Annotated in this window: 19 protein-coding genes; 11 read left to right on the top strand and 8 right to left on the bottom strand. The window is 56.3% G+C overall.

Annotation, left to right across the window (positions count from 1 at the left end; translation table 11 throughout):
- Positions 1 to 2 precede the first annotated feature (2 nt).
- The 6 genes from CLV83_RS14220 (at position 3) to CLV83_RS14195 (ending at position 8,231) form a co-directional block, all read left to right on the top strand.
- Positions 3 to 716, top strand: a complete 714-nt coding sequence (locus tag CLV83_RS14220; protein WP_132293627.1) for a hypothetical protein — start codon at positions 3 to 5, stop codon at positions 714 to 716.
- Positions 717 to 938: 222 nt separating this feature from the next.
- Positions 939 to 4,352, top strand: a complete 3,414-nt coding sequence (locus tag CLV83_RS14215) for a pilus assembly protein (RefSeq protein WP_132293624.1) — start codon at positions 939 to 941, stop codon at positions 4,350 to 4,352.
- 11 nt (positions 4,353 to 4,363) lie between these two features.
- On the top strand, positions 4,364 to 4,804 hold the full coding sequence (locus tag CLV83_RS14210) for a type IV pilin protein (RefSeq protein WP_279387527.1): 441 nt from the start codon (positions 4,364 to 4,366) through the stop codon (positions 4,802 to 4,804).
- Positions 4,805 to 4,852: 48 nt separating this feature from the next.
- Positions 4,853 to 5,413 (top strand): GspH/FimT family pseudopilin, encoded by a 561-nt coding sequence (locus CLV83_RS14205; RefSeq protein WP_132293621.1) that lies wholly within the window; start codon positions 4,853 to 4,855, stop codon positions 5,411 to 5,413.
- A 69-nt stretch (positions 5,414 to 5,482) separates the two neighbouring features.
- The gene (gene thiO, locus CLV83_RS14200) at positions 5,483 to 6,583 is read left to right on the top strand and encodes a glycine oxidase ThiO (protein WP_132293618.1); all 1,101 of its coding nucleotides are present in this window, start codon (positions 5,483 to 5,485) and stop codon (positions 6,581 to 6,583) included.
- A gap of 19 nt (positions 6,584 to 6,602) precedes the next feature.
- Entirely contained in the window at positions 6,603 to 8,231 is a 1,629-nt protein-coding gene (locus CLV83_RS14195) for an NAD+ synthase (RefSeq protein ID WP_132293615.1), read from the top strand.
- A gap of 339 nt (positions 8,232 to 8,570) precedes the next feature.
- Here CLV83_RS14195 and CLV83_RS14190 read toward each other — a convergent pair whose 3' ends face one another.
- From CLV83_RS14190 to CLV83_RS14180, 3 genes are read right to left on the bottom strand one after another with little or no spacing between them, the layout of a single operon-like run.
- On the bottom strand, positions 8,571 to 9,155 hold the full coding sequence (locus CLV83_RS14190; protein ID WP_132293612.1) for a molybdenum cofactor guanylyltransferase: 585 nt from the start codon (positions 9,153 to 9,155) through the stop codon (positions 8,571 to 8,573).
- A 36-nt stretch (positions 9,156 to 9,191) separates the two neighbouring features.
- On the bottom strand, positions 9,192 to 10,073 hold the full coding sequence (gene cobA, locus CLV83_RS14185) for a uroporphyrinogen-III C-methyltransferase (RefSeq protein ID WP_132293609.1): 882 nt from the start codon (positions 10,071 to 10,073) through the stop codon (positions 9,192 to 9,194).
- Positions 10,060 to 12,711: a nitrate reductase gene (locus tag CLV83_RS14180; RefSeq protein WP_132293606.1), complete on the bottom strand. Its 2,652-nt coding sequence runs from the start codon at positions 12,709 to 12,711 to the stop codon at positions 10,060 to 10,062. The genes cobA and CLV83_RS14180 overlap by 14 nt, the downstream gene beginning before the upstream one ends.
- Positions 12,712 to 13,445: 734 nt before the next feature.
- Between CLV83_RS14180 and CLV83_RS14175 the strand changes: the two genes are divergently transcribed.
- The 5 genes from CLV83_RS14175 (at position 13,446) to CLV83_RS14155 (ending at position 18,365) form a co-directional block, all read left to right on the top strand.
- Positions 13,446 to 14,834, top strand: a complete 1,389-nt coding sequence (locus CLV83_RS14175; protein ID WP_132293603.1) for a CmpA/NrtA family ABC transporter substrate-binding protein — start codon at positions 13,446 to 13,448, stop codon at positions 14,832 to 14,834.
- Positions 14,835 to 14,973: 139 nt separating this feature from the next.
- The gene (locus CLV83_RS14170) at positions 14,974 to 15,891 is read left to right on the top strand and encodes an ABC transporter permease (RefSeq protein ID WP_424399128.1); all 918 of its coding nucleotides are present in this window, start codon (positions 14,974 to 14,976) and stop codon (positions 15,889 to 15,891) included.
- Between the two features lie 12 nt (positions 15,892 to 15,903).
- Positions 15,904 to 16,773 (top strand): ABC transporter ATP-binding protein, encoded by an 870-nt coding sequence (locus tag CLV83_RS14165; protein ID WP_132293597.1) that lies wholly within the window; start codon positions 15,904 to 15,906, stop codon positions 16,771 to 16,773.
- 22 nt (positions 16,774 to 16,795) lie between these two features.
- Positions 16,796 to 18,016, top strand: coding sequence for an NAD(P)/FAD-dependent oxidoreductase (locus CLV83_RS14160; RefSeq protein ID WP_132293594.1), 1,221 nt, complete (start codon positions 16,796 to 16,798; stop codon positions 18,014 to 18,016).
- A gap of 157 nt (positions 18,017 to 18,173) precedes the next feature.
- Entirely contained in the window at positions 18,174 to 18,365 is a 192-nt protein-coding gene (locus CLV83_RS14155; protein ID WP_132293591.1) for a hypothetical protein, read from the top strand.
- A 370-nt stretch (positions 18,366 to 18,735) separates the two neighbouring features.
- Here the strand turns inward: CLV83_RS14155 and CLV83_RS14150 are convergent, their stop codons facing one another.
- From CLV83_RS14150 to CLV83_RS14130, 5 genes are all read right to left on the bottom strand, one after another.
- Positions 18,736 to 19,905, bottom strand: a complete 1,170-nt coding sequence (locus tag CLV83_RS14150; protein WP_132293588.1) for a cytochrome-c peroxidase — start codon at positions 19,903 to 19,905, stop codon at positions 18,736 to 18,738.
- Positions 19,906 to 20,186: 281 nt separating this feature from the next.
- Positions 20,187 to 21,758, bottom strand: coding sequence for an alkyl hydroperoxide reductase subunit F (gene ahpF, locus CLV83_RS14145; RefSeq protein ID WP_132293585.1), 1,572 nt, complete (start codon positions 21,756 to 21,758; stop codon positions 20,187 to 20,189).
- Positions 21,759 to 21,872: 114 nt separating this feature from the next.
- A complete protein-coding gene (gene ahpC, locus CLV83_RS14140) occupies positions 21,873 to 22,439 on the bottom strand; it encodes an alkyl hydroperoxide reductase subunit C (protein ID WP_132293582.1) in 567 nt (188 codons plus the stop codon).
- Positions 22,440 to 22,640: 201 nt separating this feature from the next.
- Positions 22,641 to 24,782: a phosphate acetyltransferase gene (gene pta / locus CLV83_RS14135; RefSeq protein WP_132293579.1), complete on the bottom strand. Its 2,142-nt coding sequence runs from the start codon at positions 24,780 to 24,782 to the stop codon at positions 22,641 to 22,643.
- Positions 24,783 to 24,904: 122 nt separating this feature from the next.
- Positions 24,905 to 25,801, bottom strand: a complete 897-nt coding sequence (locus CLV83_RS14130; RefSeq protein ID WP_132293576.1) for a ChaN family lipoprotein — start codon at positions 25,799 to 25,801, stop codon at positions 24,905 to 24,907.

The following is a 25,801-nucleotide window of genomic DNA, read 5'->3' as shown; positions in this document are numbered from 1 at the left end:
GGATGATGAAAGGAATTCGTATCAAGAGCTGGCTATATTCTGTCGCTTTGTTGGCATCGTGCCCAGCCGCAGCAGACGTGGCTCAGGAACCGCTGTTTCTGGGTAGCAGTGTACCGGGCAATTTGGCGATAGTTCCGTCGGTCGAGTTCCCCACGGTAAATAGTGTCGCGAATCTCGCTGATACTTATGATGCTGATACGCCCTATATTGGATATTTCGACTCCCGCAAGTGTTATGACTATTACGGCAGCGCTGCTGAGAGTGAGCGACACTTTTATCCTACATCGATCTCCGAAAATATGCGCTGTCCTGGGCCTGTATGGAGCGGTAACTATTTAAACTGGGCGACTACTCAAACGATTGATCCGTTCCGCTGGGCACTGACTGGTGGTCTGCGGGTCAAAGATACACCTACGGAAACTTGGGTGGAAAAGGCACGTCATGATGGCCAGGGAAATTATTTTCCACGCAGAACTATTAGTGGCTCTAGCCTGGTTGCAGACCTAACTCCCTTTGATGCCGACTGGATTTATACAGATATCGACGGCCAGGGTAAAAATATGGCTATCGGTTTGCCGAGCGGCGCCGAATATCTGGGTGAAGACGCGTCTAATCGAAACACCACTTTGCTATATCAGGAAGATTTTGAAAGTAATAATTTGAGATCAGGCGCTGATTCAGCTTATAGCAATCAACAGATACGAAGGTCTAATTAAAGAAGTTATCGAGGTAACTACTCACTTAATAAAAGGCAAGGGGGATATAATAATAGTAATTATATCTATAACGCTTTTAATATTGATGGTGGGTTCGTCTATTCCGGAAAATTTTACCTGACCAATGATAACTATACCGGAATATATATTGCTGATAATAACGGTAACGGCTATGGAGTTACTGTCTCTGCTCAAGGTGGAAATAATATATGGCTGGATATCATGAGAAACAGCCAGTGGCAACAGGGGAATGTCACCGGTACTGCTGCTAACTTGGATAGATGGAAATGGTATAAGTTTGAGTTGGTAAATGATGGGATAGGACATCTTTCGCTGACGATATTTGACGGAAATAATCAGGTCGTTTCTGTATCTGGCACAAATAATATGTCGGTTGGTAACTTTACCCGGCTATATTTTCAAGATGGCGATGGCTATTACGTAGATGACCTTGAGGTTGCGAGCTATACGCCTGATTTTAATGAGGGTATGGCGAAGTATGATCCTACTGGTTCCGCCAATTACGGTGCTGTTGTCAGGGCTAAAGTATGTGATCCAGCCGTCGGTGTTGAAAGTAATTGCCAGCAATATTCTCAAGGCTGGAAACCCGAAGGCTTGATGCAGGAGTATTCCGATCGTATTCGATACAGCGTTTTTGGCTATCTGAATGATAGGGAAAAAGGGCGTGATGGCGGTGTGCTGCGCGCCAGTCAGCGTTTTATCGGTTTACGTGCTCGAGACCCTGAAACCGGTTGGGGTACCAATAGCGCTCCGGAATGGGACGCTAACACGGGTGTATTAATTCAAAACCCGGACTCAGATGCCGCTTCAGCAACAGCGACTTACTTCGGTGTTCCTGTTGCAGATAGCGGCGCGATGAATTACATCAACAAGTTTGGTGAACTGAACAATAACCAATTTAAAACTAATGACCCTGTTAGTGAACTTTACTACACGGCTACTCGGTACTTCCGTGGTTTGGAATCGGTACCCGAGTATTCAACTCGATCCCCTGCCCATAATTCGAACCCCAGTAACACAACCAAAGCTGCGTGGGTTGATGGTTTCCCGGTTGTGCGAACTTGGGAGGACCCAATCCAGTATAGTTGCCAGAAAAACGTGATTCTAGGTATTGGTGACGTATATACCCACAACGATCAAAACCTTCCGGGACGTACAGGAACATCGGGCGAGCCGGGGCGGCCCAGCGCCGTATCTGATGACACAGACGTGGATGTCGAAGACCTTAACGGTGTTGTTGGAGCACTGGAAGGGCTGAACCTGAATAACGAAAGCCGCTTTGGTGCTACACGTAATGCTGGCTATATGATTGGGTTGGCCTTTGATGCGCGTACGCGAGATATCCGAGACGACCTTGATGGAAAACAGTCTATCGAAACTTATTGGGTGGACGTGCTGGAAAACCAGATCCTCGAGGACGTAGGGCGTAACCAGTTTTGGCTCACGGCAAAATATGGCGGTCTTACACCGCGCTGCCCTGATAACGACCCGGGATGTGAGCTTCCAGAAATAACCGGTCCTCACGACTCTGATATACCCAATCCATTACCTGATAACTGGTGGTTCACCAATGGTGAAGTGCTTACACAGTCTGGTAGGAACTTGAAAAGAGCGGATAATTATTTTCCTGCCGGTCAGGCTGATGACATGGTTGAAGGTCTGAAAAGTGCCTTTGAGGATATTGCAGCTTCTCTGACATCCACAGCAACAGCCGTATCTTTCAATAGTGATCAGCTCCAGACTGACTCACTGATCTTTCAGGCGCTTTTCGATACCAACCTCTGGAGCGGTGACCTCATCGCTATAGATATAGACCAGTACGGTAATGTAGGTTCAGAGGTTTGGAGTGCTGCAGATAAGCTCGATGGTCTGACATCATTCTCCAGCCGCAAAATTTATACGGCGGGCGATTTTTCAGATATCTCTGGCGGTAGTGTTGCACGCGCTGGTCGCAGTTTCTCTCAGCTAACTCCGTCTCAGCTAGATAGTCTCGGCGACGGGTCTTTGTCTTCCCAGGAAAAATCGGACTTGATCGATTACATTCAGGGTGATCGTAGTAATGAGAGCGCCGAATACCTCCGTCCACGCGCGAGTCGTATGGGCGATATTGTGAATTCTAGCCCCCAGTATCTTTATCATGATGATTTCGGATACTCCGCGTTATCTGGAAGTCTAGGTACCAGTTATACGGAATATCGTGAGAGCAGTATTTATCAGAACAAACCGCCGGTAGTTGTGGTGGGTGCTAATGACGGAATGCTGCATGTATTTGATGCCAGTGAAGGTGAAACAGGCAGTGGAACAGAACTATTTGGATACGTACCCAGCGCAATCATAGAAAATCTTCATGAACTAGCTAATCCTGATTATCTACACCGGTATTATGTTGACGGTACACCAAGGCTTGGCGATGCGTGGCTGGGCAATCGTTGGGCAACCCTGGCCGTGGGTACCACTGGTGCTGGAGGAAACAGTATTTTCGCACTGGACATTTCCAATCCAGACGCGATGTCTTCGGATAGTGTTCTCTGGGAATTCACGAATGATGATATGGGACGGCTGGTACAGCAGCCCTCTCTTGTATCCTTGGCGAACGGCAAGTTTGGTGTAGTTGTCAGCAGTGGTTACGAGACTACACAGGACGAAGGTTATGTATGGGTTCTGGATGCCGCTGACGGGTCTGTTATCGCTGAGGTAGAGCTGCCTACCGCGGGCGGTGAATTGGGAGCGCCGTTGGTCGTTGATCTCGGACGTGACCGGGTTTCAGACAGAATCTATGTGGGTGATACCGAGGGTAACCTTTGGCGAATAGATATTGATGGATCAAATGCCAATCAGTGGGACGTTCCAAATTCTCTAAAACAGGGCAATGTTGCTAAGCCACTGTTCATCGCTAAGGATTCAGCTGGTGTTCGCCAGCCTATTACGGCCCCGCTCAGCGCAGCGCTCAATGGAAATGGTGATCCGGTTGTACTCTTTGGTACCGGTAGTTTCCATGAACAGGGTGATGAGATTGTGAGTGACGACCCTCAGATTCAGTCGTTCTATGGCATCTATGATGAGGGTAACGAAATTTCTGACCGCTCTGCACTTCTGGAGCAGGATATTACCCGGGAAGTTCACAACGGTAACTTGGCGCTGCGCACCACATCCCGGAATACATTGACCGCCAGTAATAAGGGCTGGTTTATGGATCTATTTGTAAGCTCGGCTAACGGAGGCTTTGGTGCGGAGGGTGAACGTGTCGTTTCTAGAGCGAGTTTGACCTCTGATCTCGTTGTATTTAGTACGTTGATCCCTTCGGCAGATCCCTGTGCCGGCGGCGGTAGTAGCTGGTTCCTCGCACTCGATTACAACTCTGGTAGTGCAATGACTTACCAAGTGTTTGACGTGAACGGAGACGGTGAGTTTGATGTAGATGACGGAGTTGATGGCCAGGTATCTTCCGGCTTTTCAAACACCGACGCAGGTGTAAGCAGCGGTAGCATCACTGATGAGGATAGCGGCGGTCAGGTGCTGGTTACCACTGGTTCAAGGAATGTTGAGCCCGAAACGGTAAACATCAACGACGGCAGTGAAAGCGGCCGTATCGCCTGGCGTGAGCTAATGCAGTGATGGGAGGCAAGGTGAAGGGACGTGCGCAGGGCTTTACGCTGATTGAACTGATGATCGTGGTCGCCGTGGTCGGGATACTGGCGGCGATCGCCTATCCCTCCTATCAGGAGCATGTGAGGGAATCACGTCGTTCCAACGCCAGGGTGGATCTGTTGCAGTTGGCGCAGTTTATGGAACGGTATTACACAAGTAACGGGCGTTATACAGTGACCACGGCTTCTAATGCTGCGGGTCCGGCCTTGCCCTATGATGAGTCGCCCAAAGATGGCTCGGCCAAATACTATGACCTGAGCCTTCTTAATAACGCAGCGGATGACCTGACCACCAGTGCTTACACACTGCAGGCGGTGCCTAAAGGTGTAATGAATGGCGATCGCTGCGGTACGCTTACGTTGACCAATGCCGGTGTTAAAGACGCCGGCGGTGATGTGGATGACTGCTGGGGGCGCTGACTTTACTGGGTCTAGAGTGACCTAAAACCCCGAATAAATGAGGACGTCATGGATGACGCCGAGTTTTCCCCAATGCCGGGCAAGGTTTGCCCGCGGCCTAACGGCTTTACGCTGATCGAGTTGCTGGTCGCTATTACCATACTGGCGATTTTAGCGATGCTGGTCCCTTCTATGGCCGGTATGATCGAGCGAGCTTCCCGCGATTCAGCTCAACAAGAGTTGATCTCCCTGATGTCTCTCGCACGTTCAGAGGCGATCCAGCGCCAGCAGCCCGTGACATTCTGTCGAGGTGGGCCCGCTGCCTGCGCAGGTAACGCCATGCAGGGCGAGACCCGCTGGGATGGTGGGTTAATGTTTGTCGATACGAACCAAACTAGGTCGTTTATCTCTGCTGATGACGAAGTACTGCGTTATACCGCGTTTGACGACGTCACGAGGGTTACCTGGAGTCGCGGCGACGCGATAACCTTTGAGGCGGATGGTAGCGTTACGGGTTATTCGAATGGCACTTTTAAACTTATCCACCGTAATGAGCCCGACACTGTCCACTGTTTAATACTTTCGCTGCAGGGCCGGGTGAGGTCGGCGGAACAAGAAGACTGCGATTGACCGTTGTCGCCCTGTTTTTTCAGAAGCTGTTGTAACATCATGCCCTGATCGTTTTTCTCGGGGAGCAGTATGAAACATATCCTTATCATCGGCGCCGGAGTAATTGGCCTGATGACAGCGCGGGAGCTGGCCCGTGCCGGTGTTAAAGTCACTCTGGTTGAACGCGGAGAAAGCGCCCACGAAGCCTCCTGGGCCGGCGGCGGTATCGTCTCTCCGTTGTATCCCTGGCGTCATGGCGAGGCAGTAACCCGGCTGGCGCTCTGGTCGCAGAGCAGCTATATCCTGCTGGCACAGGAGCTGTTTGCTGAAACCGGCTGTGATCCTGAGCTACGCCAGAAAGGGATCATCATGGTGGATGTGCATGATGAGAAGGAGGCATTGCAATGGGGTCACGATCACTATCGCCCATTGGTGAAGGTGGATAGCGAGTTTATCCACGACAAAGAGCCTCGCATCAGCGGTGATTTCAGCTCAGGTATGTGGATGCCGGAAGTGGCCAGCATCCGTAACCCCCGCCTCGGCCGCGCTCTGCGGATCAGCGCCAGTCAGCATCCTAATATCGAACTGATTGAACACTGTGAGGTGACCGGCTTTATCCTGGCCGGCGAGCGTGTTGAGGGTGTGCATACATCGAAGGGCGATATCCGGGCGGACGATACGGTCGTTGCTACCGGGGCCTGGAGTGGTGGCCTGCTTGAAAGCCTCGGGTTGCGCCTGCCGGTAGAACCGGTGCGTGGTCAGATGATGGTATTCAAGGCGCCGGTGGGGCTGATCGATCGCATCGTGATGCTCAACGGTCGCTACCTGATCCCCCGCAGTGATGGCCGTATCCTTGTGGGCAGCACCTTGGAACATGTGGGTTTTGATAAGCAGACCACGGAAGAGGCGCGGGAGTCACTTTATAAAACCGCTCTGACAATTCTGCCTGATCTGGCACAATATCCCGTCGAACATCACTGGGCAGGGCTGCGGCCCGGATCGCCGGAGGGAATCCCCTATATCGGCCAGGTCCCGGGTTGGTCCGGGCTTCACCTCAATTGTGGGCATTTCCGCAATGGGCTGGTGCTGGCGCCGGCATCCACGCGTCTTCTCAGTGATCTGCTATTGGATCGCGCGCCGATCATCGATCCGGCTCCCTATGCCGTCGATGGCCGTATTGAACACGACTGACAGGTATCCTTAGGTACAGATGAGTAAGCCGATTCGGGTCGCCATGGCCCAGCTGAATCTTTTGGTGGGTGATATTCCGGGCAACACCGCACGGGTTATCGAGACTGCATGTAAAGCCAGGGACGAGCTAAACGCCGATCTGGTCATGTTCCCCGAGCTGGCCCTGAGCGGCTATCCGCCGGAGGATCTGCTGCTGCGTCCGAGCCTGGAGATCCGTATCGAGCAGGCGCTGGAGCGGGTGCTCAGTGAAGTGCGCGGTATTACCTTGCTGTTGGGATATCCCCGTTACCGCAATGGTGCCCTGTACAACATGCTCGGCGTGATTCGTGACGGCGAGATCCTCACCGAGTACGCCAAGCAGTGTCTGCCGAACTACCAGGTATTCGACGAGCAGCGTTACTTTGTTGCTGGCACCGAGCCGGGAGTGATTGATCTGGACGGTTATCCGGTAGGCCTGAGTGTCTGCGAGGATATCTGGCACACGGCTCCGGTTCAGCAGCTCAAAGCGGCTGGCGTGCGTCTGATCCTAAATATCAACGCTTCTCCCTTTGATTCCAAAAAAGCCGAACAGCGTGCCGACCTGCTGGCGCGCCAGGCACAGACCGCAGGTTGTCCGATTCTCTACGTCAACCAGGTGGGCGGTCAGGATGAGTTGATTTTCGATGGCGGTTCCCAGGCGGTGGATGCCGCCGGTCGGCAGGTATTTGCAGGAGCATTTTTTGAAGAAGGGCTGTATGCCTTCAGTATCGATCCGGTATTGGGTCAGGTCACGCCTGAACAGCCGACCATTGAGGTGCCTTCCTTCGAGAAGTCTGTCTATGACGCGCTGGTCTTGGGCGTGCGGGACTACGTCAATAAGAACGGTTTCAAGGGCGTTGTTCTCGGCCTGTCCGGTGGTATCGACTCTGCCGTGACCGCCGCAGTTGCCGTGGACGCACTGGGTGCCGATCGGGTCGAAGCGGTGATGATGCCGTTCCGCTATACCTCCAGTATGAGCGTGGAAGATGCCGCCGGAGAGGCGGATCTGCTGGGCATCCGCCACAGCGTGATCTCTATCGAGCCGATGTACGAAAGCTTTATGGCGGCGCTGGCGAATGAGTTTGCGGGTACCAAGGCCGATACCACTGAGGAGAACCTTCAGGCTCGCTGTCGCGGTGTGCTGCTGATGGCGATCTCCAACAAGAAAGGATATCTGGTACTGACCACCGGCAACAAATCCGAAATGGCAGTGGGTTACTCCACGCTATACGGCGATATGGCCGGTGGTTTCGATGTGCTCAAGGATGTACCGAAAACCCTGGTGTACCGACTGGCGACTTACCGTAACGGTATCTCGCCGGCGATTCCGCAGCGGGTTATCGATCGTCCGCCGTCAGCCGAGCTGGCGCCTGATCAGAAGGACCAGGACAGCCTGCCGGAATATGATGTACTGGATAGAATTCTGGAACTGTACGTTGAGCGAGACTACAGCGCCCGGGCAATTATCGATGAAGGCTTCGCCGAGGCGGACGTGAATCGTGTGGTACGGCTTGTGGATATCAACGAGTACAAAAGACGCCAGTCGCCGGTGGGGCCGCGCCTTACCCAGAGAGGTTTTGGTCGGGACCGGCGTTATCCGATTACTTCGGGATGGAAGCCAGGCGAGTAATTAACGCTCGCCGCCCGCTAAACATTGCGTCTTCGTGCTGGGGTAACCTGGCACAGCGATGAATAAAATCGAGGTGGTGGTCTCTGGGGAGGGGCTGCCGCTGAGTAAAGCTGGCGGGTACAAATAAAAAAAGGCTTGCACACGTTCCGTAGTGCAAGCCTCCTTGGCGTCCTGCCGCTTTCCTTCGCAATACCAGGCTATCCATTGCCTGCGAGTTTCCTTACCCACATCCGAAAACGGCTTCCTGCCGTTGCTGCGATCCCGTCAGCGGATGAGCATATGATCCCTCAGCCGCGCCCTGTGGACTATAGGAATTTTTCCTAAAATTCGGCGTGGCGGCTATTTCATTCTATTCAGGTTAAGAAGCAGAGAATCGGTCAGCTCTACGGCCACATGGGGGAGGGCGTCAATGGCTCGCATCAGGCGCTGCTCACCGCTCTGATGGATAAACTCCAGTAGCAGCGGTTTGATCGATTGAGGTAACAGGGCATGCAGTGGGTGATCCCTGCCATCGGCACGGAGGTAGACCCAGTGCCCGGGGTAGCTGGTACTGACATCGATGAGCGTTTGCATCTGCGCAGGGCCGATCTCCGGTGTATCACAGGGCAGAATCAGCAGGTCGTTTTCGGGTAGATTGGGCAGCAGAGCAGCCAAGGCTTTGAGCGGGCCGGGGAAACTGTCGTCCGGATCCGAAATCAGTGGAAAGCCGAAAGCGGCGTAAGCCGCCTGGTTTCTGTTGCAGTTGATATAGATCTGTTGGCAGTGAGGTTGCAGCGCCTGCAGCGAATAGCTGACCAGGGGCTGGCCATCATGATTGATCAGGCCCTTATCCTGGCCACCCATACGGCGGCCACGGCCGCCCGCAAGCACCAACCCCGTATAGTTTTTTCTATCGTTTGTTATTCTGTTGTTTTCGCTCGCCACGACCGCTTGTACTCCTCGCAAAGATCGCGCCCATTGTCAGGCGACCTCCTGCGCTCTGGCAAGGGCTATCGCCTGCTGCTTTGCGGTGCGTGTTACCTCACCAACGATGATCAGGCTGGGTGTCTGGAATTGCGCCTGTTGTGTTTTCTCGACGATGGTGCCGAGAGTGGCCAGTAGATTGCGCTGCTCGGCACGGGTACCGTTTTCGATCAGCAGAATCGGCCAGTCGGCCGGCAGACCGTGTTTCTGCAGCCGGGCGCTGATGGAAGGCAGAGCCTCCAGGCCCATATAGAACACCAGCGTCTGATCGCGTCGGGCCAGCGACGACCAGTCGTGGCGCAAATGATCTGCATGATGGGTCGCGGTGATAAAGCGTACCTGATGGGCACTGTCGCGATCGGTCAGTGGGATGCCGGCCGCGGCGGCACAGCCGGAGGCAGCAGTGATGCCAGGTACAATCTGCCAATCGATGCTGGCATGGTTCAATGCATCTATCTCCTCTGCCATCCGTGCAAAGATGGCAGGGTCGCCGCCCTTGAGGCGAAGAACGCTCTTTCCACGTCGCGCTTCACTCACCATCAGTTCGCCGATTTTCGACTGCAGCACACTGTGATTCCCCGGGGCTTTGCCGACGTAGTGGCGTTCAGCGCTCGCTGGTATCAGATCGATAATCTCTTTGCTTACCAGTCGATCGTAGATCACTACCTGAGCGTTGCGGATCAGCTGATCGGCACGGACGGTAAGCAGGTCTGCGGCGCCGGGGCCGCAACCGATCAGATGAACCTGGCCTCTGGATTTGCCAACCTGCCTTTTATCCACAGCCGGTGGTGTTACCGACGCAGAGCGATGGTCGCTGTTCTGGTGAATAATGCGGCTCAGAATCTGTGCAAGCGGAGAAAAAGGTTTAGACAGAAACATGATCGGCTTCCTTGGCGCTGTCAGCAATCAGCGCCTTAAGTTCGGGGAGGCAGGAACCGCAGTTGGTTCCACATTTGAGTTGCTCACCCAGCTTCTCGGCTGAGTCTGTGCCGGCGAGGATCGCCGCCAGAATCTCTGTCTCGCGCACCTGAAAGCAGCTGCAGATTACGGCTCCACAACCTGAACTGCCTGCGTCGCGCGCTGCCAGGAGCTGGCGGCGAGCATCCTGATCGATAGAATCCCTGGCGAACTGGGTATCCAGCCAATCCAGCTCCGGCAGATTCTGATCCGGCTCGATCAGCAGCACCCATTCGAGCCGGTCACCCTTAAAACTGCAGCCACGGAAACGTCCCTGGCTGCGGTCTTCCAGCATCAGGTCCGGTTTGCGGCCCAGATTTTCTGCGCACCAGACTGACCAGTCATCCACGGCGTTGGTGTCGGCCACGCGGAAGCTGGTGCAGTGCTGCAGTGGAACACGGCTCCAGTACTCGCTCGGAGGAGGGGCGTTTGAAACTGTGATCAGGCGAGCCTGCCAGACTGTTTTCAGAGCCGAAATCGATGCTATGCCCTGTTTCGATTCCGGCTGGCCGGAGATCGGGTCGACCACCGCGTCGATCAGATCGCCGCTGATCGCGGCGGATGTAAACTGGGCGTTCCAGTGCATCGGGATAAACAGCTCGCCTGGACGCTGGGCTTCACTCAACTGTGCCCTGGCAACGTAGCGGCCAAGCGCGTTTTCCAGCACGGCGATATCGCCGTCGGCAATATCGAAACGCAGGGCATCCTTGGGGTGGAGTTCGATAAACGGCTCGGCTCTATGCTGTAGAAGTCGGGCGGCGCGTCCCGTGCGGGTCATGGTGTGCCACTGATCCCTGATCCGTCCGGTGTTGACCACCAGTGGATAGCTTTTGTCAGGCTGTTGCTGCGGCAGGCTGGGCTCTACCGGCAGCAGGCGAGCTTTGCCGGAGGGCGTGAAAAACTGGCCGTCTGTGAACAGGCGAGCCGTTCCCAGCGGTGCTGTAGCGTTAACCGGCCACTGGATGGGCTTCAGCGCATCGTATTCGTGATCGCCAATCTCTGTGAGCCCACTGATATCGAAGCCCCTGCGGCCGTTGTTTTCAAACCCGGAAAGCGCAGCGTGCTCGCGAAAGATCGCTGCGGGGCCCGTATAAGTGAAGGACTCGGCAAAGCCCAGGCGTTTGGCGACCTCACAGATAATCCACCAGTCATTTTTTGCAGCGCCGGGCGCGGGAATCAGTCCGCGCTGGCGCGAAATTCTGCGATCAGAGTTGGTCACGGTGCCATCTTTCTCTGCCCAGGTGGTGGCGGGCAGGGCGATGTCGGCAAGTTCCAGCGTATCGGTCTTTGCCATACATTCGGAGACGATTACCAGCTCGCATTTCTCCAGCGCGGCGCGAACCTGGCTGGCGCGAGGCAGGCTGACGACCGGGTTGGTGGCCATGATCCAGACCGCCTTGATCTCGCCGCGTTCGATGGCCGAAAAGAGTTCGACCGCTTTCAGCCCCTCGGTTGTTGCCATATTGGGTGCCTGCCAGAAACGCTGTACCCGGTCGATGTTCTCGGCGCTGGAAAAATCCATATGCGCAGCCAGCTGGTTGGCCAGCCCGCCCACTTCGCGCCCGCCCATGGCGTTGGGTTGGCCGGTCAGCGAAAAAGGCCCCATGCCGGGTTTGCCGATACGTGCCGTTGCCAGATGGCAGTTGATGATGCTGTTGACCTTGTCGGTGCCGCTGCTGGACTGATTGATCCCCTGGGAGAAAAAGGTCAGCGTCTTTTCGGTGTTACAGAACCAGTCGACCAGGGTTTCCAGATCGGCCTGCGGGATATCCGTCATTTGGGCTGCTGTGGCTAGATCCGGGACGCTGCGCTGGGCTGCCGCAAGCGCTGCATCCAAGCCCTCGGTATGCTGTTCGACGTAGTCTCGGTCAATCTGTCCGCGCCGCTCCAGCTCAACCAGGATCGCATTGAAAATAACCGCATCGCTGCCGGGCTTCAGTGAAAGATGCAGGTCCGCCAGTTCTGAGGTCGCGGTGCGGCGGGGGTCGATCACGACAACGCGCAGCGAGGGGTTGGCTTTCTTGGCGGCGGTCATACGCTGAAACAGAATCGGATGGTTCCAGGCGGCGTTTGAACCCACCAGAACCATCAGTTCGGCGTGGTCTATATCATCGTAGCTGCAGGGCATCAGGTCGCCGCCGAAGGCGCGTTTATAACCGGCAACGGTGGATGACATACACAGGCGGGAGTTGGTATCCACCTGGCTGGAGCCGATGAAGCCTTTCATCAGCTTGTTGGCGACGTAGTAGTCCTCGGTCAGTAGCTGGCCGGAGAGATACATGGCGACCGACCGCGGGCCGTGCTGTTCGATGATGTTGGCCAGCCGTTCGGCGGCGCTGTCCAGGGCCTGCTCCCAACCGGTTTCAACGCCATCTACGCGGGGCTGCAGCAGCCGGTCGTGCGTTCCTGTGGTTTCATGCAGCGCGCTGCCTTTGACGCAGAGCCGCCCGCGATTGGCGGGGTGATCGCTATCGCCGGAGACGGCAATGATCGCCTGATCCTGCACCTGGGCAGTTACGCCACAGCCGACACCGCAGTAAGGACAGGTGGTATTGTTCATGCTTCAGCCCTGCAAAAAAAAAGCGCCTGAACCTCAGTCCTGCCAGAGCAGGGTGAGATTCAGGCGCCTTTGCCATCTATCGGAAACGTCGCTAAGACATTTCCGTGAAATTGTTGATTAACTGTCCATAAACCAAGCAATTCTGATGCCATTCGTAGGCGCGTATGAATTTCAAAGAGTTAGCTGAAAGGATGGTTTTGGTCTCTGCTTTTATGCCTCCCTAACATGCATCGCGCACTCAGGTGGTGCGAAATCTGACGTGTCATCAGGTGTAAAGGGCTCCCAGCGCCTGCCGGTTTAAGGATGCTTCCAGTGAGATTCGATTAGGCTCGTTAGGCATATAAAGAAGGACCTGTTTTTTGCGCGGTATCAGGGGACCGTCTAATGACCAGTTTCAGGAAAAGGCTGCTCTATTTTTGATCAAAAAACGGCCGATCCTGCCTGATCTCGGTGCGATTTCTCTGTGCAGAGCAGCTAAGAAAAAGAACAAATGTAGACTATGAGTTTGTTTTTTATGAATTAATAAAAAACTGGCACAGGCTTCGCTTATGTTTTGGCAGATCGGTGGCGTGCCGTCTTGCTCTCAAGAGTCAAGGTTGAAAGCAGATTACCCGCCCCGAATGCTCTTTTAGAGCCTGACAATTAGCGAATTCGGCAAAGGCGCCGTTCCAGTATCACAGACCGAGGTTTGTGGTGCAGGAACGGCGCCTTTTTTTGTTTCTGGAGGAATGGATATGAAAAAGTTTAATCGTCGTTCTCTGTGCAAACGCCTGCTGCTGGCGGCTTCCATCGGCCTGGCTTCTGGCGCCCTGTCTCTGCCGGCAGTTGCGGAAGTAGGTTATGCCGAAAAAGAGGAGCTGAAGTTTGGCTTCATCAAGCTGACCGATATGGCGCCGTTGGCGATCGCCTACGAGAAGCAGTACTTCGAGGACGAGGGTCTATATGTAACTCTGGAAGCCCAGGCAAACTGGAAGGTGCTGCTGGATCGTGTCATCGATGGGCAGCTGGACGGCGCCCATATGCTCGCAGGTCAGCCGCTGGGTGCGACCATCGGCTTCGGCACCAAGGCGGATATCATCACCGCATTCAGCATGGATCTGAACGGTAACGGTATCACCGTCTCCAACGATATCTGGGAGCAGATGAAGCCGAATATCCCGGTGGGTGAAGATGGCAAGCCGGTTCACCCGATCAAGGCCGATTACCTGAAGCCGGTTGTGGATAAGTACAAGTCCGAAGGCAAGCCGTTCAACATGGGCATGGTGTTCCCTGTGTCCACTCACAACTATGAGCTGCGTTACTGGCTGGCTGCCGGTGGCATTCACCCGGGCTTCTACGCTCCGGAAAAAGGTGATACCAGCGGCCAGCTGCAGGCCGATGCGCTGCTTTCCGTGACCCCGCCGCCGCAGATGCCGGCGACCATGGAGGCGGGAACCATCTACGGCTACTGCGTCGGTGAGCCCTGGAACCAGCAGGCGGTGTTCAAGGGTATTGGTGTGCCGGTAATCACCGACTACGAGATCTGGAAAGACAACCCGGAAAAAGTGTTCGGTGTCTCCAAGGAGTGGGCGGAAAAATACCCCAACACCCATATCCGTGTGGTCAAGGCGATGATCCGCGCCGCCAAGTGGCTCGATGAGAACAACAACGCCAACCGTCCGGAAGCGGTGGAGATCCTGTCACGCCCAACCTATGTGGGCGCGGATGAAGAGGTAATCGCCAACTCTATGACCGGTACCTTCGAGTACGAGAAGGGCGATGTGCGTGATGTACCGGACTTCAACGTCTTCTTCCGCCATAACGCGACCTACCCGTACTACTCCGATGCGATCTGGTACCTGACCCAGATGCGCCGCTGGGGCCAGATCTCCGAGTCCAAGCCGGACAGCTGGTATATGGATATCGCTAAAAAAGTCTATCGCCCGGATATCTATGCCATCGCCGCCAAGGAGCTGATCGCCGAAGGCAAGATGGATGCATCTGAATTCCCGGATTTCGATAGCGAAGAGGGTTTCAAGGCGCCGCAGACCCAGTTCATCGACGGTGTTACCTACGACGGTCGCAAGCCTAACGAATACCTCGAGAAGTTCTCTATCGGCCTTAAGGGCGACCAGAAAATCTAATCCCCGCGGGCAGCCAGGCCCTGGCTGCCTATCCGGGAAGGAGAGATCACCGATGACTAGCATCCGCATGACTCTGGCCGGCGTTTCCAGTATCGCCGGGGTTAAATCCAATGACACCCTGGGCAGCTGGTTCAAGCGCATGCTTGGCGCCCTGGGGCTGCCGCTGCTTGGCCTGGCCGTATTCCTGTTTATCTGGCAGGCCGGCGCCAAGCAGATCGATACATCCCTGGGGCAGTTTCCGGGACCGACCCAGGTCTATGAGCAGTCGGTAGCACTCTATGCCGAGCATATGAGTGAGCGTGAGCGGGAAACGGCATTCTATGAGCGCCAGGAACAGCGTAACGCCGAGCGTGTTGCCAAGGATCCGAACTATGTGCCGAAGATTCGCGATTACACCGGTAAGCCGACCTTTTTCGATCAGATCGGCACCAGTCTGGTGACTGTGCTGGCCGGCTTTGCCATCGCGGCATTGATCGCCATCCCGCTGGGAATCTGCATCGGCCTGAACGCATCGCTCTATGCGGCGTTGAACCCGATTATCCAGCTGTTCAAGCCGGTATCACCGCTGGCCTGGTTGCCGCTGGTGACTATGGTGGTCAGTGCGGCTTACGTAACCGACGATCCGATGTTTGCCAAGTCATTCCTGACCTCGCTGTTCACCGTTGCGCTCTGCTGTCTCTGGCCGACGCTGATCAATACGGCAGTGGGAGTGTCTGCGGTCAGCCAGGATCTGCAGAACGTCAGCAAGGTGCTGCGCCTGAGCTGGATGACTCACGTAGTGAAGATCGTGCTGCCCTCTTCGGTGCCGATGATCTTTACCGGTCTGCGTCTGTCGCTGGGTATCGCCTGGATGGTGCTGATCGCAGCGGAGATGCTGGCGCAGAACCCGGGGCTGGGCAAATTCGTCTGGGACGAGTTCCAGAACGGCAGCTCCGATTCCCTCGGTCGCATCATGGTCGCGGTTCTGGTGATCGGCCTGATCGGCTTCCTGCTCGACCGGATCATGTTGCTGCTGCAGCGCCGTGTGTCCTGGGACAAAAACGCAATTACCCGTTAAGGAGAGCTCATCATGACCAAGCATCTTGAACTGACCGGTGTATCCATCGAGTTCCCGACGCCGAAGGGCTCCTTCAAGGCATTGGATAACGTAAACCTGAAAATCGCCCGCGGTGAGTTTGTCTCGCTGATCGGCCACTCCGGCTGTGGTAAGTCCACGGTGCTCAATATTGTCGCCGGCCTTTACCAGTCCACCACCGGTGGCGTGGTGCTGGATGGCAAAGAGGTGAACGAGCCGGGCCCCGAGCGCGCGGTGGTGTTTCAGAATCATTCGCTGCTGCCCTGGCTCACCGCCTACGAGAATGTGGAGCTCGCGGTGAAGCAGGTGTTCAAGGGCAAGAAATCCAAGGCGGAGATGAAGGCCTGGATCGAACACAACCTGGAGCTTGTCCACATGACCCACGCTATGCACAAGCGCCCGGATGAGATCTCCGGTGGTATGAAGCAGCGTGTTGGTATCGCCCGTGCGTTGGCCATGGAGCCTAAGGTGCTGCTGATGGACGAGCCGTTTGGCGCCCTCGATGCCCTGACCCGTGCCCATCTACAGGACTCGCTGATGGAGATCCAGAAGGACTTGAACAACACGGTGATCATGATCACCCACGATGTGGATGAAGCGGTACTGCTCTCCGACCGTATCGTCATGATGACCAACGGTCCGGCGGCGACCGTGGGCGAGATTCTCGATATCGAACTGGAGCGACCGCGTAACCGCATTCAGCTGGCCGATGATGCGCAGTACAACCACTACCGCCATGAAGTGCTCAGCTTCCTCTACGAGAAGCAGCGCAAGGTCGAGGATATCGGCCAGCATCGCTCGCAGAAGGCTGCGGCGGATAACACTCAGGAGACCGCACCGGCAAAAAAGCAGGCCCAGGCCTGAGCGATGGATGAGGGACAAGGCCATGAGAAAACTGGTTGATCTGCTGATTATCGGGAACGGCATGGCCGCCAACCGGTTGCTGCAGGAGTTGAGTAAACAGCCCAACCGTCCCGAGTCGATCCTGGTGATTGGTGAAGAGCCTCGGCCGGCCTATAACCGGGTGCTGCTGTCCCCGCTGCTGGCGGGTGAGCTGAATGAATCTGATCTTCAGCTTAACGGCGTGGAATGGTACGCAGAGCAGGGCATAGAGCTGCTGTGTGGCGACCCCGTTCAGGATCTGGACCTGTCGCTGCGCCTGGTCAGAACAGCTCAAGGCAAGGTGGTTCGGTATCGTCGGTTGGTGTTCGCCACCGGCTCACGCTCCGCGCTTCCGGCAATCCCGGGCGCAGATCTCAGCGGTGTGATGGGTTTTCGTACCTGGGCCGATGTGGAGACTATGCAGGCGCAGGCGGCCAAGGGAGGTTGCGCGGTGGTTGTCGGTGGCGGCCTTCTCGGGCTGGAGGCGGCGGAAGGCCTGCGCAAACTGGGTATGCAGACCAGTGTGTTACAGCGTGGTGCCTGGCTGCTCAATCGACAGCTGGACCGCAGTGCCGCCAGTCTGCTGCAGCAGACGCTGGAGGAGCGTGGGCTCGATATCCATACCGATGTCGGTATTGAACTGATTGAAGGCGAGGCGGGAAGGGTGAGCGGCGTGATGCTCAAGGATGGGCGTACGCTGAAAGCCGATCTGGTGGTGCTGGCGGCGGGTATCACCCCGGAAATCACGCTGGCGCAGGCAGCGGGGCTTGTCTGCCATCGGGCGATAGCGGTGGATGCGAGACTGCAGACCAGCGACGAGCGGGTGTTTGCTCTGGGCGAGTGCTGTGAATTTGCGGGCCAGACCTACGGTCTGGTAGCGCCGATCTGGCGTCAGGCCGAGGTGTTGGCCCAGGTGCTCGCCGGTCAGGACAACAGTGGGTATGTTGAGCAGCCCGTCGCGACCCAGTTAAAGGTGAGCGGTATCTCACTGTTTTCCTGTGGCGAGATTGATGCGGAGGACGCCCAGGTCTTGGAATATCGTGATTTGGGACAGCGTGAGTATCGCAGAATCTGGTTGCGTGAAGGGCGTCTGGTCGGCGCGGTGTTATATGGCGATACCCGTTTCGGTCCCGAGTACTTCAAGGCCTTGCTGGCGAAGGAGGATCTCTCCGTCCAGCGAGAGTCACTGCTGTTTGGTCTTGCGGATCGGCAAAAGGTCGCCTGAGCGACGGCACCGGGGTGTTTGTTCAGACTTAAAAATAATAGTTGAGATAAACTCAACTATGGATCAAAAAAGGATCGTTTTTTTTCAGCCAGGTGGCTACGTATTATAGGCCTCAAGTTAGACATTCAACTAAAGTCGAATCCAAAGAGGTGCCACCATGGCTGAACAAAATCTTACTACTGCTGAAATCGCTCGTCGTAACGGTTGTGAAGATCCGATCGTCCTGGCTCAGATCGAGCGCGCTGAATACATCGCTGAACTGATCCACGGTCTGACCAGCTGGGTTTCTGCTAAAGCTTCCCAGGTTGCTCACGAAGTATCTGCGCTGTTCCACCGTCACGCTCACTGATCGGTAGAACAGCCCTCCCCAGGGCTGGGGATAGAATAAAAAAGCCCTTTCTCTTCTTTATGCGTTCCTTGTGACGTTTCTTGTAACGTTCCTTGTAAAAAGCACTGCGTTAAAACTGGTTACACTATCCGCTTTATCTCTGTGTTATCTCGAAAAGCCGTTATCGCCCGATTGTCAGCACGTTAGCAGGTTGAGTCCCCCGGGGCGTAGCAATGCTATTGCTTCTATATCCCGTTTTACTCCGTGACTGAGTCAATCGGCGCAAGTTCGCACTACCTGACGCGCGTGTTCGTAGCGACGCCCTCGTCGCGATTCCCGCTGAGGCGTGATTAATCGGCGCGAGGTTATTATGCCCCTTGGGTGCGCGCCTCTAATGCAGCTGAGCCTCATAGCGCTGGTCGGTCAGGGTCTTCATAAAGGCGACCAGGGCATCGACACGGCGATCATCCAGAGCCGGGGCATCCTTGAGGATCTCTTCCGACAGGTTGCGCTCTACCTCGGCTGCATTCCAGGGATTACCGGTTTCCGGGTTGATCGCCCGGGCCGGGTTGCGGCTGTTGTAGTGGTCATAAAACAGAACTACTGTGCGCAGATCTTCGAAGACGCCGTTGTGCATGTAGGGGCCGGTAACCGCGACGTTGCGTAGTGTAGGCACCTTGAATTTACCGTCACGGGTCGGATCGTCGATGTTCGCGTTGGCGGAGAGTCCCAGATCGATACCGCGATCCAGTGCCGGATTCATCGGTACGCCGATATTGTGGTAGCTGTAATCGGTGAACGTTTCCTGTTTGTACATCGGTGTCTGACTCAGCTGATGACACTGGTTGCAGTTGGTGAACTGCTGAGAGAAGAACAGGGTGCGGCCCAGTTCCTCTTCGGCGGTCATCTTGTACTCGCCGCGCAGGTAGCGGTCGTATTTGGAGTCGAACGGCGAGAAAAACTCGGTTTTTTCAAAAGCCTGGATACTGTCGCCCAGCGCCTGATAGGCCCGTTCCGGGTCGTTCAATATCGCATCATCAAACAGCTTCGCAAAACTCTGCTGATAGTAGGCGTTGTCGCGTAGCCTCTCGATGATCGCTGCCTTGCTGGGCATCCCCATCTCCGCCGGGTTCAGCGGCGGCCCCATCGCCTGGTCGGCCAGTGTCGACGCACGACCGTCATGAAATTGCCCACCCTTATAGCTGCCGTCCTCGGTTTGATGAAACTCCGGTGAAAACGCCGCATAGCTGGCGGTGGGCGCATTACGGCCGCCGTGAGAGCTGCCATCGTCGCCGAGCGAGTCCGGTGTGCGTTTGGGATCGACAAAACCGCTGGAGGGATCGTGGCAGGTGGCGCAGGACTGGGTACGGTTTTTCGACAGGTTAACGTCAAAATAGAGCCGCTGGCCCAGATCGGCCAGGCTGGTTGCAGCCTGGATATCTTTACCCGCGGCGTCGGCTGTGTGACTGAGTTCACTGCTGGCCGTTTTCTGGCAACCGGCCAGCAGTGAGCCCAGTAAAACCGCTATAGCGGTGGGAAGCACAGCGTTGTAAAGCTTCATGAGAGACCCTCTTCACCGGTGCGGACAGCCTAAAGTAATGAGAACAAGTCGCGAGAATAAGTAGCAATAAATAGAATCAATAAATAACCGGACGAAATGTCACGTTAATTTTTGAATGATACATATTATCACTCGCATTACAAAGCGTGGAGAGGTGCGCTTTGTCGAAGGTCAAAATCGGTGTAGATAGTCGCTGGATGGGATGGCTGTGGATAAAAAGAAGCCCCGGCTTAAGCCGGGGCTGGTGAGGTTCCGAATCGTACGAATTAGCCGGGCTCAGCTCAGGCGGCTGCTTCGTCCTTCTCCGGTACCGACTCGCGAATCAGGTAGTCGAAAGCACCCAGTGAGGCGGTGGCGCCTGCACCCATGGCGATAATGATCTGCTTGAACGGCACGGTGGTCACATCGCCTGCGGCGAAAACGCCCGGCATGGAGGTTTCACCCTTGGCACCGATCTCGATCTCGCCAAACTTGGACAGATCCAGGTCGCCCTTGAGCCATTCGCTGTTTGGTACCAGTCCGATCTGGACGAAGATACCTGCCACATCCACATCATGGGACTCGCCGCTGGCACGGTCGGTATAGGTCAGACCGGTGACACGCTCGCCATCGCCATTCACCTGGGTGGTGGCCGCTTCCTTGATGATCTTGATGTTCGGCAGTGACTCCGCCTTGCGCACCAGGACATCGTCGGCGCGCAGGGTGTCGCCGAACTCCAGCACGGTCACGTCTTTAACGATACCGGCCAGGTCGATCGCTGCTTCGATACCGGAGTTACCGCCACCGATCACCGCTACACTCTTGCCCTTGAACAGCGGGCCGTCGCAGTGCGGGCAGTAGGCCACGCCCTTGCCGCTGTACTCTTTCTCACCAGGGACGTTCATCTGTCTCCAGCGGGCACCGGTAGCCAGGACGACCGCGCGGCTTTTCAGAGTGGCGCCGCTTTCCAGATCAACCTCAACCTGACCTTCACGGCGCAACTTGGCGGCTTTCTGTTCGGTGATGATATCCACTTCGTAATCGCGGACATGCTCTTCCAGGCTGGCGACCAGTTTGGGACCTTCGGTGTACTTGGTGGAGATAAAGTTCTCGATCCCCACGGTGTCCATCACCTGGCCACCGAAACGCTCGGCGACAATACCGGTACGGATGCCCTTACGAGCGGCGTAGATCGCGGCTGCGGCACCGGCCGGGCCACCACCGACGACCAGCAGGTCATAGGGTTCTTTCTCGGACAACTCGGCAGCCTGGCGCTCTGCGGCACCGTCGTCGACCTTGTTCAGAATCTCCGGCAGAGTCATACGGCCCTGGCCGAACGCTTCGCCGTTCAGGAATACGCTGGGAACGGCCATGATGTTGCGCTCGCTCACCTCATCCGGGAATACGCCGCCGTCGATCATGGTGTGGGTGATCTTCGGGTTCAGCGTGGCCATCAGGTTCAGTGCCTGTACCACGTCCGGGCAGTTCTGGCAGGAGAGTGAGATGTAAGTCTCGAAGTGCAGCTCCTTATCCAGTGCCTTGATCTGTTCAATCTGCTCGTCGGCCACCTTCGGTGGGTAACCGCCGTTCTGCAGCAGTGCCAGCACCAGTGAGGTGAACTCGTGTCCCATCGGGATACCGGCAAAATGAACGCGAGGAGTCACACCCTCAGGTGATACCGCCATGCTTGGTTTCCGAGCGGCGTTGCCCTCTTCGTTCAGGGAAATCTTGTCAGACAGAGGGGCAATCTCCTGCGCCAGTTCGCGCAGCTCTTTACCCTTGGCTGAGTCGTCTGCAGACAGGGTTATCTCAATCGGAGTAACCAGCGCCTGCAGATAGGTGTTCAGTTGCTGTTTCAGGTTTGCATCCAACATGAGCCCGTCCTGCATTCAATGTTCAAGGAAAATCGGTGTTCGGGGAAAATCGAGGGGTGGGGCTGCGCCCCGGTGCTTTTAAACACCCCGGCACAGCCCTCGGTGGAACCGGTCTTAGATCTTGCCGACCAGGTCCAGAGACGGAGCCAGAGTCGCTTCGCCTTCTTTCCACTTAGCCGGGCAAACTTCACCCGGGTGGGAGGCAACGTACTGAGCCGCTTTGATCTTGCGCAGCAGGCTTTCAGCTTCACGGCCGATGCCTTCAGCAGTCACTTCAGCGGCCTGGATGATGCCTTCCGGATCGACGATGAAGGTAGCGCGGTCTGCCAGGCCCTGGCCTTCACGCAGTACGTCGAAGTTGGTGGTTACAGTCCAGTTCGGATCGCCGATCATGGTGTACTTGATCTTGCCGATGGTTTCAGAAGCATCGTGCCAAGCTTTGTGTACGAAGTGAGTGTCGGTAGAAACAGAGTAAACTTCGACGCCCAGCTTCTGCAGCTCTTCGTAGTGATCAGCAACGTCGCCCAGTTCGGTCGGGCAAACGAAAGTGAAGTCGGCCGGGTAGAAGAAGAATACGGACCACTGGCCTTTCAGGTCAGCGTCAGAAACTTCGATGAATTCGCCGTTTTTGAATGCAGTCGCGGTGAACGGCTTGATCGGGGTGTTGATTGGCTGAGCCATGTCTAATCTCCTTTAGGTTTGTCAGTAGCGTTTCGACAGGACTTAGAATAGTTTTCTCCGTTGGATATGAGAAATTGATTATTCCAAGGTTGTTGATAGCTATCCTTAATCAGCAGCCAATAGCCGCTGCCAATGAATTCATTGGGATCCGGTATCTGCTGTTTCAACCCCGGATCCCATTGAACTTTGTAATCAGCTTCCTCAGTGGCCGGCAGATGCGGCCTGTATCGCCGTCAACGCGATGGTGAAAACAATATCTTCGACCAGCGCGCCGCGGGACAGATCGTTTACCGGCTTGCGCATCCCCTGCAGCATAGGTCCGATACTGATGACATCGGCGCTGCGCTGTACCGCCTTGTAAGTGGTGTTGCCGGTGTTCAGGTCGGGGAAGATAAAGACGGTAGCGCGACCGGCCACGGGGCTGTCCGGGGCTTTGCTGCGGGCCACGCTCTCCATGATAGCGGCGTCATATTGCAAAGGTCCGTCAATGAGAAGGTCGGGACGCTTGGCCTGCGCCAGGCTTGTCGCCTTGCGAACCTTATCCACATCGGCACCCTGACCGGACTGGCCGGTGCTGTAGCTGATCATCGCCACCCGCGGCGGGATACCGAATGCGGCAGCAGAGTCGGCGCTCTGGATGGCGATATCGGCCAGCTCTTCCGCATTGGGATCGGGATTGATGGCGCAGTCACCGTAAACCAGTACCTGGTCCGGCAGCAGCATAAAGAAGACGGAAGAGACCAGGCTGGTGTTAGCCGCAGTGCGGATCAGCTGCAGCGGCGGGCGGATGGTGTTCGCCGTGGTATGCACCGCGCCGCTGACCAGGCCGTCCACCTCGCCGGCTTCCAGCATCAGCGTACCGAGCATGACGTTATCCTGCAGCTCATCCCGGGCCTGCAGCTCGGTCATTCCCTTATGTGCCCTCAGCTGCATCAGCCGCTGCACATAGTGCTCGCGCTTGACCTCTGGATCGACTACCAGCACACCCTCGGGTAGATGGATGCCCTGGTTCTGTGCCAGCTCCTCTATCTCCTCTGGGTCTCCCAGCAGAATTGAACGGGCGATACCGCGCTGAGCGCAGATGGTGGCGGCGCGCAGGGTGCGCGGCTCGTTACCCTCAGGCAGAACAATACAGCGGTTGGCCTCGCGGGCGCGGAGCGTCAGTTGATAGCGGAACGCGGCAGGGGAGAGATGAACCTCGCTGCTGCAGGTGCGCAGGGATGCCAGCCAGTCGGCGTCCAGGTGAGCGGCGGTAAACTCTTTGACTCGCTTGATCCGTTCACTGTCCTCTACCGGAATTTCCAGCGAATAGCGGGGGATATTCAGCACCGTCTGCCAGCTGTCCGTATCGACGCAGACCAGTGGCAGGCCGGATTCAAGTCCCTTGCTGCAGAGTTTCATCACCTGTTCTGAGGGGCGAAACCCACCGGTCAGAACCAGTCCGGCCAGCTCGACGCCGTTGGCGGCGGCCAGGCAGGCGGCCAGAATAATGTCCTCGCGATCCCCGGGCGTCAGAATCAGCGTGCCCGGGCGCAGTCGGCTGGCGGCGTTGCTCAACGTCTGCGCGCAGAGCGTGATATTGCTGACGCGGCGGGTGGAGATCTCGCCAGCGTTAAGGATGCTGGCGCCCAGGTAATCGGTGATATCGCAGAGGCGAGGAGCCACCATGGCCGCATCCCAGGGAATACCGCCGAGCAGTCGGAAACCCTCGTTGAACAGGCTGGCGCCGGTTTGCAGCTTGGCCAGGGTGAAACTGCGGGTCTGGGTTTCATCCATCGCCAGATCGGGTCGCGGATTGCCCTCCAGGTCCAGCGGCGCATCCAGTTTGTTAAGAATGCAGCCCAGTACCTTGGGGTTGCCGATTCCGCCATAAAGCCGCGCGACGATATCGATATGGTCCTGGGTGGCTTCAACGGAATCCAGCCCCGGTGATGCCACCAGCACCACATCCGCATCCAGCGCCTTGGCCACTTCCCGGTTCAGAGTGTTGGCATAGGGCTGGGTCGAGGTGGAGACGAGACCTTCGATGACGACCACGTCCGGCGTATCGCTATAGCAGGTCTGAAACCGCTCGATGATCTGTTCCAGCAGCTGATCCTGCTGCCCGTTGCTGACTAGGTGCTCAGCCTCGCGCATCGGGATCGGATCGGCGATCGCAAAGGCGCTGCTGGAGCGCAAAATCGCCACACTGCGGTCGGTGCTGTCGCCGTTGCGCGTCTGCGCTATCGGTTTGAAAAAGCCGACGCGAATTCCCTGTTGCTCGAGAGCGTGAACCAGCCCGAGTGCGGTGGTGGTCAGACCGCTGCCGAGTCCGGCGGGCGCGATCAGAATGCTGTGCGGCATAACCTGGCTTCCCCTTTGATGTCCCTGTCGAAACGGTGCGTATATTTTGTGCGATGCACAAAATATACGCCTTGGATTCAGATCAAGGAAACCCTGAAAGTGTGCAGGGGGGGGCTCCTGCTCTACTGATTCAGCTCCGCACAGTAATCGGGGTTTTCCCTGGCAGGGGTGAAGAGTATCAGGTCAACTGTTGCAAGATTGCCAAAGCTTTCGGGTTCATAGCTGCTTGGGTCGTCGCTATGCGCCTCTTCAACAGCCTGCAATATCAGGGTGACGGAGGGCGTAGCGTCCAGCCAGCGTGGTACGCCCAGGTCCTTGCGTGCATGGATGCTGCCGGTGAGGAGAATGCCGGTGCGATCGGCTGCAGTATGGTTTCTTAATACGCGGGCGATGCTCTGATCCCGGGCAAGCTGTACCTGGCGCATCGGATCCAGTTGGGAGCGGGGTAACTGGCCGCAGTGACTTTCAAACAGCAGGTCGCGCATAAAGTCGGCGTGGGCGGGTTCCAGCTCACCGTCGGGCGCTCTATCGCGGTAGACCTGGCTCATGGTCTCGCGGTTGATATCCGCCGCTAATACACCCTGGCTCCATTTAAAGGCCGCCTCCACCGGTGCCTGGTACAGGTGCCAGGGCCAGCCATCCTGCCAGTCCAGGGCTTCGGGCGTTGGAGCGTCGCCCGCAGTGAAAAGCCGGTCGAACTTAGGCTGTTTGTCACTGGACGCCATCTCCAGAGCCACGGCGCCAAGGCGCTGTTGTTCGCCCAGAGCTGAAATCAGCTCCGCCTGGAAATGGTGATGGTCCGGGTTATCGTGTTGTTCACCGATCAGCAGCCAGCCGCCTTTCGGTAGCTCAGCGTAAAACTCGGGCCAGTCGATAAAGCGCTGCTGCTCCGGCGACCAGAGTTTGCCCACCAACTCATGCTCTTCGGCACTGGCTGGCAGCGCCAGTGCCGACAGGCAGAACACAAACAAAGCGCTGGACGTTTGCCGCTGACGCTGTTTTCTCAACATCTGCAGCAT

This window comes from Marinobacterium mangrovicola (genome assembly GCF_004339595.1).
GTDB lineage: Bacteria > Pseudomonadota > Gammaproteobacteria > Pseudomonadales > Balneatricaceae > Marinobacterium_D > Marinobacterium_D mangrovicola.
Note: the sequence above shows the minus strand (reverse complement) of the source record. Positions and strands in the feature narration are given on the sequence as shown.

What these genes read in the sequence shown, in the direction of transcription:
- CLV83_RS14220 (WP_132293627.1), top strand. Translation starts at nt 3, where the DNA reads ATGATGAAAGGAATTCGTATCAAGAGCTGGCTATATTCTGTCGCTTTG.
- CLV83_RS14215 (WP_132293624.1), top strand. Translation starts at nt 939, where the DNA reads ATGAGAAACAGCCAGTGGCAACAGGGGAATGTCACCGGTACTGCTGCT.
- CLV83_RS14205 (WP_132293621.1), top strand. Translation starts at nt 4,853, where the DNA reads ATGGATGACGCCGAGTTTTCCCCAATGCCGGGCAAGGTTTGCCCGCGG.
- thiO (WP_132293618.1), top strand. Translation starts at nt 5,483, where the DNA reads ATGAAACATATCCTTATCATCGGCGCCGGAGTAATTGGCCTGATGACA.
- CLV83_RS14195 (WP_132293615.1), top strand. Translation starts at nt 6,603, where the DNA reads ATGAGTAAGCCGATTCGGGTCGCCATGGCCCAGCTGAATCTTTTGGTG.
- cobA (WP_132293609.1), bottom strand. Translation starts at nt 10,073, where the DNA reads ATGTTTCTGTCTAAACCTTTTTCTCCGCTTGCACAGATTCTGAGCCGC.
- CLV83_RS14180 (WP_132293606.1), bottom strand. Translation starts at nt 12,711, where the DNA reads ATGAACAATACCACCTGTCCTTACTGCGGTGTCGGCTGTGGCGTAACT.
- CLV83_RS14175 (WP_132293603.1), top strand. Translation starts at nt 13,446, where the DNA reads ATGAAAAAGTTTAATCGTCGTTCTCTGTGCAAACGCCTGCTGCTGGCG.
- CLV83_RS14170 (WP_424399128.1), top strand. Translation starts at nt 14,974, where the DNA reads ATGCTTGGCGCCCTGGGGCTGCCGCTGCTTGGCCTGGCCGTATTCCTG.
- CLV83_RS14165 (WP_132293597.1), top strand. Translation starts at nt 15,904, where the DNA reads ATGACCAAGCATCTTGAACTGACCGGTGTATCCATCGAGTTCCCGACG.
- CLV83_RS14160 (WP_132293594.1), top strand. Translation starts at nt 16,796, where the DNA reads ATGAGAAAACTGGTTGATCTGCTGATTATCGGGAACGGCATGGCCGCC.
- CLV83_RS14155 (WP_132293591.1), top strand. Translation starts at nt 18,174, where the DNA reads ATGGCTGAACAAAATCTTACTACTGCTGAAATCGCTCGTCGTAACGGT.
- CLV83_RS14150 (WP_132293588.1), bottom strand. Translation starts at nt 19,905, where the DNA reads ATGAAGCTTTACAACGCTGTGCTTCCCACCGCTATAGCGGTTTTACTG.
- ahpF (WP_132293585.1), bottom strand. Translation starts at nt 21,758, where the DNA reads ATGTTGGATGCAAACCTGAAACAGCAACTGAACACCTATCTGCAGGCG.
- ahpC (WP_132293582.1), bottom strand. Translation starts at nt 22,439, where the DNA reads ATGGCTCAGCCAATCAACACCCCGATCAAGCCGTTCACCGCGACTGCA.
- pta (WP_132293579.1), bottom strand. Translation starts at nt 24,782, where the DNA reads ATGCCGCACAGCATTCTGATCGCGCCCGCCGGACTCGGCAGCGGTCTG.
- CLV83_RS14130 (WP_132293576.1), bottom strand. Translation starts at nt 25,801, where the DNA reads ATGCTGCAGATGTTGAGAAAACAGCGTCAGCGGCAAACGTCCAGCGCT.